General features: G+C 74.2%; 9 protein-coding genes. 5 read left to right on the forward strand and 4 right to left on the reverse strand.

Annotation, left to right across the window (positions count from 1 at the left end; all coding sequences use genetic code 11):
* Positions 1 to 103: 103 nt before the first annotated feature.
* Positions 104 to 529 (reverse strand): DUF3499 domain-containing protein, encoded by a 426-nt coding sequence (locus tag ACZ7KF_RS02575; RefSeq protein ID WP_225822241.1) that lies wholly within the window; start codon positions 527 to 529, stop codon positions 104 to 106.
* A 349-nt stretch (positions 530 to 878) separates the two neighbouring features.
* Between ACZ7KF_RS02575 and ACZ7KF_RS02580 the strand changes: the two genes are divergently transcribed.
* Positions 879 to 1,265: a metallopeptidase family protein gene (locus tag ACZ7KF_RS02580; RefSeq protein WP_471068653.1), complete on the forward strand. Its 387-nt coding sequence runs from the start codon at positions 879 to 881 to the stop codon at positions 1,263 to 1,265.
* A gap of 238 nt (positions 1,266 to 1,503) precedes the next feature.
* Here the strand turns inward: ACZ7KF_RS02580 and ACZ7KF_RS02585 are convergent, their stop codons facing one another.
* The 3 genes from ACZ7KF_RS02585 to ACZ7KF_RS02595 form a co-directional block, all read right to left on the reverse strand.
* Entirely contained in the window at positions 1,504 to 3,024 is a 1,521-nt protein-coding gene (locus tag ACZ7KF_RS02585) for a DUF5719 family protein (protein WP_471068655.1), read from the reverse strand.
* Entirely contained in the window at positions 3,021 to 6,680 is a 3,660-nt protein-coding gene (locus tag ACZ7KF_RS02590) for a glycosyltransferase family 2 protein (RefSeq protein WP_471068658.1), read from the reverse strand. Before ACZ7KF_RS02590 ends, ACZ7KF_RS02585 begins: the two co-directional genes overlap by 4 nt.
* Before the next feature lie 238 nt (positions 6,681 to 6,918).
* Positions 6,919 to 7,182: a WhiB family transcriptional regulator gene (locus ACZ7KF_RS02595; protein WP_003975777.1), complete on the reverse strand. Its 264-nt coding sequence runs from the start codon at positions 7,180 to 7,182 to the stop codon at positions 6,919 to 6,921.
* A 692-nt stretch (positions 7,183 to 7,874) separates the two neighbouring features.
* On the opposite strand from ACZ7KF_RS02595, the gene ACZ7KF_RS02600 reads away from it, so the two are divergent.
* The 4 genes from ACZ7KF_RS02600 to ACZ7KF_RS02615 all read left to right on the forward strand — a co-directional run bounded on the left by ACZ7KF_RS02600 (position 7,875) and on the right by ACZ7KF_RS02615 (position 11,903).
* Positions 7,875 to 8,369: a cysteine dioxygenase gene (locus ACZ7KF_RS02600; RefSeq protein ID WP_471068661.1), complete on the forward strand. Its 495-nt coding sequence runs from the start codon at positions 7,875 to 7,877 to the stop codon at positions 8,367 to 8,369.
* A gap of 33 nt (positions 8,370 to 8,402) precedes the next feature.
* Positions 8,403 to 9,362, forward strand: a complete 960-nt coding sequence (gene cofD / locus ACZ7KF_RS02605) for a 2-phospho-L-lactate transferase (protein ID WP_471068663.1) — start codon at positions 8,403 to 8,405, stop codon at positions 9,360 to 9,362.
* Positions 9,359 to 10,762: a coenzyme F420-0:L-glutamate ligase gene (locus ACZ7KF_RS02610; RefSeq protein WP_471068666.1), complete on the forward strand. Its 1,404-nt coding sequence runs from the start codon at positions 9,359 to 9,361 to the stop codon at positions 10,760 to 10,762. The genes cofD and ACZ7KF_RS02610 overlap by 4 nt, the downstream gene beginning before the upstream one ends.
* A 118-nt stretch (positions 10,763 to 10,880) precedes the next feature.
* Positions 10,881 to 11,903, forward strand: coding sequence for a DNA-3-methyladenine glycosylase family protein (locus tag ACZ7KF_RS02615; RefSeq protein WP_471068668.1), 1,023 nt, complete (start codon positions 10,881 to 10,883; stop codon positions 11,901 to 11,903).
* The last annotated feature ends 127 nt before the right edge of the window (positions 11,904 to 12,030 follow it).

Below are 12,030 nucleotides of genomic sequence, written 5' to 3' on the forward strand. Positions count from 1 at the left end.
CGGGGGTGGCGTGGGGTGGCGTTCACCGGGGCGCCGTTCACCAGTGCACCGTTCACCGGGGCGAGGCGCTCGGCCGTGGCCCGGTCGCGGTGCTCGGCCGCCCTCAGTTGTCCGGGGAGCGCAGGACCCTCAGGTGGCCGCGGCGGGCGACCTCCATGGGATCCACCGTGCGGGCACCGCCGCCGCCCGCCTCGGCCGCGCGCTCCTGGGGGCGGGCCGCCTCGCGCACGGCGTTGGCGAGCGCTTCCAGATCGTCGCCGCTGGGGCGCGCGGGCGCGGAGCCGTCCAGGAGTCGTACGACCTCCCAGCCGCGCGGGGCGGTGAGGCGCTCGGAGTGCTCGGCGCACAGGTCGTAGCAGTGGGGTTCGGCGTAGGTGGCGAGCGGGCCGAGGACCGCGGTCGAGTCGGCGTAGACGTACGTCAGCGTCGCGACGGCGGGTCGGCCGCAGGCGGTTCGCGAACAGCGACGTACAGGGCTCACGACGTTGGACGGTACCGCACTCTTGAGCGGGCCGCGACGACTCTCCACCAGGTCACTCCACCGTGTCGGGTTGTGAAACGCCCCACACCGCGCTCCGAGCGGGCCCTGCTGACCTGCGCGGACGGGCATCCGGCGTTGGTCCGAAGGGGCCATCCCTGGTTACGAGTTGGTACAAACATCGTCAATTGCCTTGAGTCGGCGGTCCAGGAGAGTTACGGAAACGAGTCAGACCTTGGCTGGAATGGTCATGCTGCGACGCGGTGGTCCGGGGCCGGTTGCCGCGTGGAGCCGGACGGGCGGAGGGCGCGGGGACTACGCTTCACCAGTGATGGACAACCGTGTACCGCCCCGCGCCGCCGGCCCCGGGCCCCGTCGCCGTGATCGCCACGGTCGAGGCATGCGGGGGCCGATCGCACCTCCGCAGGTGCCGCTGGCGGCCAGCCGCGCCGAAGTCTTCGCGGACCTGGTGCAGGACTCCGTGGAGCGTCTCGAACGGCGGTGGCCGCAGCTGGCCGACATGGACTTCCTGGTGCTGGAGGTGCCCCGGCTGGAGCGGCCGGGTGATCAGTCGGCGTGGGGGGACGAGGCCGTGCCGCTCGGCGGGATCATCCCCGCGCGTGACGGACGGCGGGCTCGGGTGGTCGTGTACCGCCGGCCGGTGGAGATCCGGACCAAAGGGCGGGACGAGCGGGCGGCGCTGGTGCACGAGGTCGTGGTGGAGCAGGTGGCCGAGCTGCTCGGCCTGACCCCGGAGACGGTGGACCCGCGGTACGGGGAGGAATAGCGGGCCGGCTGCGCGAGCGCCCCGCAGGGGCCCGGGAGACCGTGCGAGCGGCCACGGCGGGCCGTGCCCGGCGGCGTACCGCAGGCCCGGCGGTGGTTCCCGGAGCCCGTTCCTCCTGCTCTTCGCGCAGGACCTGCCTGCGCAGGACCTCCTTCTGCAAGACCTACCTGACAGGAGCCATTTCTGCAGGACCTACCTCTGCAGGGCTTACTTCTGCAGGACCTACTTTCTGCAGGGCTTACTTCTGCAGGACCGACAAGTCCTCCTCGGTCTGCGGTACCGCCACCATCCCGTGGTCGTTCGGGAGGGTCTGGATGGTGAACGCGGGGACGCCTCCCTCGGTGGCCGCGAGGGTGCGGGAGGCGTAGACCGGGCCGCCGGAGACGGGTTCCACCGTGAGGGCGTACGTGCCCTTCAGGCCCGTCGGGACCGGGGCGTCGACGTTCTGGGTGGTGCCGGACTTGATGGTGTAGCTCTTGGTCACCGGGCTCCCGCCCTCGCTGCCGGCCGACGCCGTGACCTTGACCGTGGCCGTGCCGCCGGGGGCCGTCAGGGCGAGGGTCGTGCCCTTCGCGCTGTTGTCGGCCGAGGTCGCACGCGAGCCGACGGCGGCGGTCGCCGGGATGAACGCCGTTTCCCGCTTGTCGCCCTTGCCGCGCACGACCTGGAGGGCCGCCACGACCGGGACCGTCCGGTCGGTGGGGGTGAGGACGAGGGAGCCGGCCTCGCCACGGGTGACGTCGCCGAGGTCGACCGTCGTCGTCATGCCGGACTTGACGTGCAGGGTCTCGTTCCCGGCCGGGGTGATCAGGCCGTCGGGCGAGGCCAGGCGGATCTTGAGGTCGGCGTCGTCGTCGCCGGGGGTGAAGGCGATCAGACGGACATCGGTGGCGTCCTTGGGGATGCCGGGCAGGATCTGGCTGCCGGCCGGGTCGGCGGCAGCGGCCAGCCAGTCGCCGCCCGCCTTGTCGTCCAGGGCCTGCACGGCCGCACCGACCCGGCCGCTGCGCACGCTGACGTGCACGGTCAGGTCGGTCTGCCGTTCGTCGGTGAGCGTGGAGAGCAGGATCGGCTCGCTGGCGTGCGGACCGACGGTGAGGTTCTCGCCCAGGGACGCCTTGATCGCGCCGTCCTTGCCGTACAGCTCGATGTCGACCACGGCGGCGGAGTCGTCGGGGTTGGTCAGATGGACGTAGTCGGTGCGGCCGGCGGCCGTGCCGGCGCCGGGGAACCAGAACTCCGTATCGGCGCCGGTGCAGTTGACGCCCTGGAGGCCGCGGCCGGTGCCGACGGCGACCTCGGTGGTCTCCTGGACGGTCCAGCCGGGTGCGAACCCGCCGTCCGCGGTGCCGACCAGCGCGGGCGCCTCCGCGCCGGAGGTGTCGCCGGTGGCCGGTGTGCCCGGTGCCTTCGGCGTGAGCACCGGCTGCCCGGCCTTCTTCCCGGCGCCCTTGCCGTCCTTGCCGCCGTCCTTGCCGCCGCTCTTCCGGTCCGCCGACTGTCCGGTGGCCGGCTGGAGTCGGGCCTTGCCGCTGCTCGCCGCGCCCTTGGTGGCGGGCGTGAACGACGTGTACGCCGTGTCGGCGACGTCCGACGTGCTCGGCGCCGGGCACAGCAGGCTGGTGCGTTCCACGGGGAGTTGGGCGGCCGCCTTCGGGGCGGCGGCGCCGGAGGCCGACGGGGAGTCGAACCCGGCGTACGCGGTGACGGCGGCCAGCGCGGCCGTGCCGGCGATCAGGGACAGGGTGGTGCGGTTCACTGCTGGCTCCCGTCGGGGCGCTGGCTGCCGGTGCCGTGGGGGTGCTGGGCCGGGTCGTAACCCTGCTGGGCGGGGTCGTACGCCGGGTCGTAGCCCTGCTGCTGGTAGGCCGACGGGTCGTAGGACGGCTGGTCGGTGCCGGCGTTGTAGGCGTACGGGTCGTACGGGGCCGTCTGGTACGGGTCGGCCTGGTACGCCTGCTGGTCGTAGCCGGTCGGGGACGGGTACGTGTCCTGGCCGTATCCGGTGTACCCGGCCTGCGCGTACGTGCTCGCGTCCCACTCGTCGTACGACTGCTGCTGCGGGACGGCGGCCGGGGGCCGGTCCGGCGGCGGAGGGGTGCCGGGCGGGTCCTCGGCGGGCGGGTCCTCGGCGGGCGGTTCCTCGGCCTGGGCGCGCAGGCGGCGGGCGCGGCGGCCCTCGCCGGCGGTGGCCTGGGCGGGCACCGGCTGCTCCTCCGGCAGGTCGTCGTCGACGTCGCGGCGGCGGCCGGGCAGGGCGAGGACGACCAGGACGACGGCGAGCGCGCCCTGCGCCCAGAGCCAGGCGGCGTGGGCGATCGGGGCGTCGTAGGTGACGTCCAGCCGGCCGCCGCCCGCGGGGAGCCGGAAGCCCTGGGCCCAGCCGTCGACCGTGGTGCGGGTGAGCGGCCTGCCGTCGACACTGGCCGTCCAGCCGTCGGCGGTGCTGTCGGCGAGGCGCAGCACCCGGTCGCCCGAGCCGGAGGGGATCGTGGTGTGGATCTCCACCGGTCCCGCGGCGACCGGCTGGGCCTTGCCCGAGCCGTCGGCGGACACGATGGTCGCGCGGGCGACCTCCTGGTCGACGCGCCACAGGGCGCTGCCGTTCTGCTGGCTGAGCCGGGCCAGGCCGGGGGTGGCGTCGAGGACGCGGGTGATGTCGCGGGGGGCGCCCTTGTGGACGAGGACGTAGCGGACGGCGAAGCCGCCGAGTTCGTCGGCCTGGTCGGCGCCGGAGCCGGCGACGAGGTTGGCGACGATCTTGTCCAGACGGCTGTTCCCGCCGTCGGCGGCGGTGAGTTCGGCGTCGCCCGTGCGGGCCCCGGAGCCGCGGACGAGGCTGTAGCGCACGCGCGCGGTGGAGTCGCTGTCCAGGACCAGGGTGCGGGCCTGGTCGCCGCCGCTGGAGTCCTCGGCGACGAACGCGGGCACCTGGGCCGGGTCGCGGCGCTCCAGGGGGCCGTCGGCGCCGCGGATCATCCAGCCGGCGGCGACGAGCAGCGGACCGGCGGCCGAGGCGAAGGCGATCAGGGCGGCGACGGGCTGGCGCCAGCCGAAGCTCTGCTCGGCCACGCGTGCGCGTGCGCCGTCGGCGCCGAGGGCGGCGGCGGCCAGCAGGGCGATGCCGTAGACGAGGGTGGCCGGTCCGGCCCAGGCGGACTTGTTGGCCAGGACCGCGAAGACGAGGCCGGTCAGGGCGACGGCCCACGCGGTGCGGATGCCCAGCTGCCGCTCGGAGCGCAGGAGGGCGGCGAGCGCGGCGAGCACGATGCCGATGAGCATCAGGCCGTGCACGGTGCCGGGGCCGCCGGGGGCGGCGCCGAGCAGGTCGAGCGCGGAGGCGGCCGAGGGGCCGTACTCCAGGCCCGCCTCCCGGAAGAAGCCGGTCGGGAGCAGGGTCAGCGACCAGGGGGCGAGAAGCAGCAGCGGGGTGCCGAGCTGGACGAGGAAGCGCAGTGCGTGGGCGACGAGGTCGCCGCGGCGCAGGACCAGCACACCGAGGCCGAGCAGCAGCGCGATGGGCCACACGATCGGTGTGAAGGCGGTGGTGATGGTCAGCAGCAGCGCGTACGCCCAGGTGGCGCGCCAGCTGCCGCGGGCGCCGGTGCGGTTGGCCAGGCCGCTCGCGGCGATGCCCGCGCGCGCGATGAGCGGCAGCAGTACGGTGAGGACGGCGGTGCCGATGCGGCCGCCGGCCAGGGCGCCGGTGGTGGCGGGCAGGAAGGCGTAGGCGATCGCGGCCCAGGCGCGCAGCAGCCGGGAGGTGACGAGGGGCCGGGAGGCGAAGTAGGCGGTGAATCCGGCGAGCGGCACCGAGCCGACCAGCAGGACGGTGACGGCGAGCCCGGTGGAGCCGAACAGGAGCGAGGCGAGGGTCGCGACGACAGCCAGGTAGGGCGGTGCGGACGGGGTGCCGCCGGCGCCGACCGGGTGCCAGGCGTCGAGGTAGCGGGACCACAGGTCGCCGGCGCCGGCCGGGGCCGGCAGCAGGGCACCGCCGGCGAGCGCGCCGCCGCCGAGCAGGGCCCGGCAGGCGACGAGGGAGATGACCAGCAGCGCGAGGAAGAGGACCGGGCCGGGTCTGCGGGCGATCCGCTTGAGCCGGGCGAACTGCTCGACCTGGAGGAAGTCGGCGTCGTCGCCGCCGGGCCCGGACTCCACGGCGCCGCCGTGCCGGCCGGCCGAGGAGGTGTCGGACTCGGAGCCGCTGGTGAAGTTGCCCGCGATCTGTTCCACGGTGGCCCGGACGGTGGCGCCGGGCGGCGGGAACAGCTGGCGCAGTTCCCCCTTGTCGATCTGGGAGGAGCCGCGGCGGCGCCGGGCGGCGATGATCCGTTCGGGCCGCAGCAGGGTGCTCAGCAGACCGCGGATCTCGTCGAGGGCCTGGCCGGGGACCTTGCCGACGAGGTAGGCGAGGGTGCGCAGGACGGTGCCGAGGACGAGTCGCAGCAGGACCCAGGGCAGCGCGGCCGTACGGGTGTTGGCGAGCAGGGTGTAGACGGCGCCCGCCTTGTCGACCTTGTGCGGGGAGGCGGCGGTGCGGCCGGCGCAGTCGACCGCGCGGCGCTCGCGGGAGGCGGCCTCGGCGTGCCGGACGACCGCGTCGGGGGCGATCAGGACGCGGTGGCCGGCCGCGTGGGCGCGCCAGCACAGGTCGACGTCGTCGCGCATGAGGGGCAGTCGGCGGTCGAAGCCGCCGAGCTGCTCGAAGACGTCGCGGCGGATGAGCATGCCGGCGGTGGAGACGGACAGCACGGTGCGGACATGGTCGTGCTGCCCCTGGTCCTGTTCGCGGCGGTCCAGGCCGGTCCAGCGGCGGCCGGAGTGGGCGATGGAGACGCCGACCTCCAGCAGCTGCCGGCGGTCGTACCAGCCGCGCAGTTTGGGACCGACGACCGCGACGTCGTCGCGGCCGAGTTCGAGTTCGTTGTCGACGACCCGGAGCAGCTGGGCGAGGGCGTCGGGTTCGGGGGCGCAGTCGTCGTGCAGCAGCCACAGCCATTGGACGGGCTCGCCGTGCGGCAGTTCGGGCAGGTCGTAGGCGTCGTCGCGCCACGCGCGCGTGACCGGGTCCCAGCCGCTGGGGCGCTTCAGGTAGGGCAGGTCCTCCGGGGTGAGGACGGGCGCGGTGCGGCTCGCCTCCTCCACGGCCTGGCCGAAGCCGGTGCGGCGGGCCAGGTGGAGCACGTTGGCGTCGCCGAGGGCCTCGGTGAGGAGCTGGGCGGAGGCGTCCGCGCTGCCGGTGTCGGCGGCCACCGCGTACTGGACGGGGCGCTCCTGGCCGAGCAGCCCGGCGAGCGCGTCGGGCAGCCAGCGGGCGCCGTCGTGGGAGACGAGGACCGCGGTCACCACATGACGCGGGGACTCAGGGGTGGCAGCCGGGTTGTGGGCTGCCGCATGGCTGTGCACGGACATCGAGGTACGGGCCCCGGTTCGATGGACTGCGGTGGACGCCTGCGCCTCCTCGTGCGTCGAGGGGACAGCGGGGCGTCTCGGACGAGCGACCACACTATCGGCTGCCCATGACGACGGCCCGCCGCCTGTGGATAACCCACGGGCTACGGGCCGTTCGTGACGTTTCCGGTGAGGAACGCCTGCGCGTGTGTGCGCGTGCGCGCGTCCGGCGCGGGTGTCACGCGCGTGTGCGGCCGCTTCAGACGGCGGCCTTCTTCAGGCGGCGGCGTTCGCGCTCGGACAGGCCGCCCCAGATGCCGAAGCGTTCGTCGTTGGCGAGGGCGTACTCGAGGCACTCGGAGCGGACCTCGCAGGCGAGGCAGACCTTCTTGGCCTCTCTGGTGGAGCCGCCCTTCTCGGGGAAGAAGGACTCGGGGTCGGTCTGGGCGCACAGCGCGCGCTCCTGCCAGCCGAGTTCCTCGTCCGCGTCGTCGACCAGCAGTTGCTGCACCAGCTCGGTCATGTGCGCCCCTCGTCTGTCTTTCGCGTCCCCGTGCGTGGCCGTTACCGATGGCGGCTGAACGACACGAGTGAAATTACAAGTGTGCTGCTCCGGGCGAGTCAAGCCGAGATCTGCTATTGAGCCCGTTATTCACTCTGCGGAACCAAGGCCATGCGGAAAGTGTTCAAATCGGCATAAACCTCGACACGCAGCGGGCTCGCGCGGGGGCGGTCGTCTCCCCGTACAAATCTCTGTACGGAGAAAGACGCCTCCGTGTTCGATCGCGTTCCGCGAGGCTCCAGCGCTCGGATGTGCCCCATGTGTCCCGGCACCCCCATGCACAAACCTTTCACCTGAGAGATGAACCGGATGAGGTGAAACATGTCCCACATGCCGGGCGCCGAGTTGACAGTGCGCGTGTGAACCGATGTCCTAGTGGGCATGCTCGCGAACTTGGCACTCACCTCGACCCGCATCGCCGGGTCCGTCGGTGCCGCCCGCGCGCGCTGTAGCTGTTGTTGCTGTCACAGCTGTTGAGCCAAGCCCGCTCCGGCTGTTCCCGAGTCCATCCCGGCTCGGTCGCGTCTCCCGCCCCCTGACCCCTCCTTCGGGGCACCCCGCTCGCCCGTGACCCGGGCGGACCGTACGCGCCGTTCGGATCCACCTCCCAGCTCCAGCCCCCCACTCTTTCCGCCGAGGACCACCGCACCCCGATGAACAGCGACAACGATCTCCAGATCGCCGGCGACATCCTCGAAGTCCCGCACCTGCTCCAGCCGCCGCGCGAGCACCCGGCCACCGTCGCCGAGTTCGTGGGGCTCGCCCGCTCGATCGCCGCCGACCGCGCCCAGTGGGCGCACCTCGTCCGGTACGACGCCACCACCCGCTGGTACCACCGGCTGCGCACCGGCCCCGGCTACGAGGTGTGGCTGCTGTCCTGGGTGCCCGGCCAGGGCAGCGGACTGCACGACCACGGGCGCTCCTCCGGGGTGCTCACCGTCCTGGAGGGCACCCTCACCGAGCGCACCGAGCGCGGCACGCGCGCGCTGGCGGCGGGTGCTCAGCGGGTTTTCGCGCCGGGGTACGTCCACGAGGTGGTCAACGACGCGCTGGAGCCGGCGGTCAGCCTGCACGTGTACCACCCGGGTCTGACCGAAATGCCCATGCACACCTCCCCGCACTGCGAGGCTCGTCCGGTGACTGCCTGACGCGTTGTCGGACCCGCCTGCAAGACTTGGCGCATGCGCATTGTGGTTCTGGCAGGCGGCATCGGCGGTGCCCGTTTCCTGCGCGGTCTGAAGCGGGCCGTGCCGGACGCGGACGTCACGGTCATCGGCAACACCGGCGACGACATCCACCTCTTCGGGCTGAAGGTCTGCCCGGACCTGGACACGGTGATGTACACGCTGGGCGGCGGCATCAACGAGGAGCAGGGCTGGGGAAGGACCGACGAGACTTTCCACGTCAAGGAGGAACTGGCGGCCTACGGGGTCGGGCCGGACTGGTTCGGGCTCGGTGACCGGGACTTCGCGACGCACATCGTGCGGACGCAGATGCTGGGCGCCGGCTTTCCGCTCAGCGCGGTCACCGAGGCGCTCTGCGACCGTTGGAAGCCCGGCGTGAAGCTGATCCCGATGACCGACGACCGCGTCGAGACGCACGTGGCCGTCGAACTCGACGGCGAGCGCAAGGTGATCCACTTCCAGGAGTACTGGGTGAGGCTGCGCGCCTCCGTCCCGGCCGCGGCGGTCGTCCCGGTCGGCGCCGAGCAGGCCAAGCCGGCCCCGGGCGTCCTGGAGGCCATCGCCGAGGCGGACGTGATCCTCTTCCCGCCGTCCAACCCGGTCGTGTCCATCGGCACGATCCTCGCCGTGCCCGGCATCCGCGAGGCCATCGCCGACGCGGGCGTGCCCGTGGTCGGCCTCTCCCCGATCGTCGGGGACGCGCCCGTGCGCGGGATGGCCGACAAGGTGCTCGCCGCGGTCGGCGTGGAGTCCACCGCCGCCGCGGTCGCCGAGCACTACGGCTCCGGGCTGCTGGACGGCTGGCTGGTCGACACCGTGGACGCGGGTACGGTCGAGCGGGTCGAGGCGGACGGCATCCGCTGCCGGGCCGTACCGCTGATGATGACGGACGTGGACGCGACGGCGCAGATGGCGCGCGAGGCGCTGGCGCTGGCCGAGGAGGTGCGGACGGCGTGAGCGGATCGGCGTCCGCCACGGCGGAGGAGCGGCCCGAGTACCGGGTCTGGGCCCTGTCCGGCATCCCCGAGGTGCAGCCGGGCGACGACCTCGCCAAGCTGATCGCCGCGAGCGAGCCGGGCCTGGCCGACGGAGACGTGCTGATCGTCACCTCCAAGATCGTCTCCAAGGCGGAGGGCCGGGTCGTGCGGGCGGCCGACCGGGAGGCCGCGATCGACGCCGAGACGGTCCGGGTGGTGGCCCGGCGCGGGGCGCTGCGCATCGTGGAGAACCGGCAGGGCCTGGTCATGGCCGCCGCCGGGGTAGACGCCTCCAACACCCCCGCCGGGACGGTGCTGTTGCTGCCCGTGGACCCGGACGCGTCCGCGCGCGCGATCCGGACCGGACTGCGCGAGGCCCTCGGCGTCAACGTGGGCGTCGTCGTCACCGACACCTTCGGGCGACCCTGGCGCGCGGGGCTCACGGACGTGGCGATCGGCGCCGCCGGGGTGCGCGTGCTGGACGATCTGCGGGGCGGCACGGACGCGTTCGGCAACCCGCTCAGCGCGACCGTCGTCGCCACGGCGGACGAGCTGGCCGCCGCCGGTGACCTGGTCAAGGGCAAGGCGGCCGGGCGTCCGGTGGCCGTGGTGCGCGGACTCCCCCACGTCGTCCGCCCCGAGACCGACGGCGCCCGCACGGGCGGCGGTGCCGACAACGGCGGCGGTGTCGACAACGGCGCCGGTGAGGACGTCGGTGACGGTGAGGGCGCGCGGGCGCTGGTGCGTGACGCGGCCGACGACATGTTCCGGCTCGGCACCTCCGAGGCGATCCGGGAGGCCGTGACCCAGCGCCGCACCGTACGGGCCTTCACCGACGATCCCGTCGACCCCGGAGCGGTCCGGCGTGCGGTGGCGGCGGCGGTCACCGCGCCCGCCCCGCACCACACCACGCCCTGGCGGTTCGTGCTGCTGGAGTCGGCGCGCTCGCGGGTACGGCTGCTCGACGCGATGCGGGACGCCTGGGTCGCCGACCTGCGCCGGGACGGCAAGAGCGAGGAGTCCATCGCCCAGCGGATCCGGCGCGGCGACGTGCTGCGCAACGCGCCGTACCTGATCGTGCCCTGTCTCGTCATGGACGGCTCGCACACCTACGGGGACGCTCGGCGGGACGGTGCCGAGCGGGAGATGTTCGTGGTCGCCACGGGCGCGGGCGTGCAGAACCTGCTGGTCGCCCTGGCCGCGGAGCGGCTGGGCTCGGCGTGGGTGTCGTCCACGATGTTCTGCCGGGACGTGGTGCGCGAGGTGCTGGAGCTGCCGGCGGACTGGGACCCGATGGGCGCGGTGGCGGTCGGCCGTCCGGCCCGGGAACCGGGACCGAGGCCGGAGCGGGACGCGGCGGCGTTCGTGACGGTGCGGTGAGTTCCGCGCGCGCACCCCGCCCGCTCCCGTCCGGCCGGTCCGAGCGCCTAGTCTCGTAGGACGGCACGGGCACCCCGAACACCGGCACCCCGAGCACCGGCACCCCGAGGACTCATTCGTGGCAGGACGCTTCCCTCAGCGGCCCACGCGTACCACCGTGCGCGGCGGGCATGCCGCCGTACCCGCGGCGGCCTCGGCCGGGATACCGCAGCAGGCGGTGGCGCCCGCGCTGGTGCGCCGGTGGGTGCCGGACGGGCCGCTGGACCTCGGGCTGACCCTCGGGCCGCTCCGGCGCGGGCCCGCCGACCCGACGTTCCGGGCCACGGCGGACGGGTCGGTGTGGCGGACGAGCCGCACACCGGCCGGGCCGGGCACGCTGCGGGTGCGCGCGTACGGCGGTGAGGTGCTCGGCGAGGCGTGGGGGCCGGGTGCGCAGTGGCTGCTGGACCGGCTTCCGGAGCTGCTCGGTGCCGCCGACGATCCGGCGGCGTTCGTGCCGCGGCACCGGGTGGTGGCGGTGGCGCGGCATCGGCGGCCGGGGCTCAGGCTGACCCGGACCGGGCTGGTGCTGGAGTCGCTGATCCCGTCCGTGCTGGAGCAGAAGGTCACCGCCGACGAGGCGTACCGGGCGTGGCGGCTGCTCGTGCGGAGGTTCGGCGAGCGGGCGCCGGGGCCCGCGGGGGCGGGCGAACGGCCGATGTGGGTGATGCCGGGGCCGCGGGCCTGGGCGCTGATCCCCTCCTGGGAGTGGCACCGGGCCGGGGTCGACGACAAGCGCGCGTCCACGATTCTGCGGGCCGTGCGGGTCGCCGCGCGGCTGGAGCAGGGGGTGGGGATGCCGGCGGCCGAGGCGCGGGCACGGCTGGAGGTCGTGCCCGGCATCGGGCCGTGGACGTCCGCCGAGGTGGTGCAGCGCAGTCATGGGGCGGAGGACGCGGTCACCGTCGGAGACCTTCATCTGCCGGGGATCGTGGGATGGGCGCTGGCCGGGGACCGCGACGCGGACGACGCGGAGATGCTGCGGCTGCTGGAGCCGTACGCGGGCCAGCGGCATCGGGCGGCCCGGCTGATCCTGCTGAGCGGCCATGTGCCGGCCCGGCGCAAGCCGAAGATGCCCCGGGTGGACATCGGGCTGTTGTGAAGTGTCGCGGGCCGCACGGCGTGGGCCCGCTCACCGGCACCGGCCGGGGACGCCGCCCCCGGGCCCACCACCGGGCACGCCCCGGATCCGCCCCCGCCCGCCCGCGCTGAGTCACCGGTCGGAGGAG

The organism is Streptomyces sp. NPDC038200 (assembly GCF_055600785.1).

What these genes read in the sequence shown, in the direction of transcription:
- cofD (WP_471068663.1), top strand. Translation starts at nt 8,403, where the DNA reads ATGCGCATTGTGGTTCTGGCAGGCGGCATCGGCGGTGCCCGTTTCCTG.
- ACZ7KF_RS02600 (WP_471068661.1), top strand. Translation starts at nt 7,875, where the DNA reads ATGAACAGCGACAACGATCTCCAGATCGCCGGCGACATCCTCGAAGTC.
- ACZ7KF_RS02590 (WP_471068658.1), bottom strand. Translation starts at nt 6,680, where the DNA reads ATGTCCGTGCACAGCCATGCGGCAGCCCACAACCCGGCTGCCACCCCT.
- ACZ7KF_RS02595 (WP_003975777.1), bottom strand. Translation starts at nt 7,182, where the DNA reads ATGACCGAGCTGGTGCAGCAACTGCTGGTCGACGACGCGGACGAGGAA.
- ACZ7KF_RS02580 (WP_471068653.1), top strand. Translation starts at nt 879, where the DNA reads ATGCGGGGGCCGATCGCACCTCCGCAGGTGCCGCTGGCGGCCAGCCGC.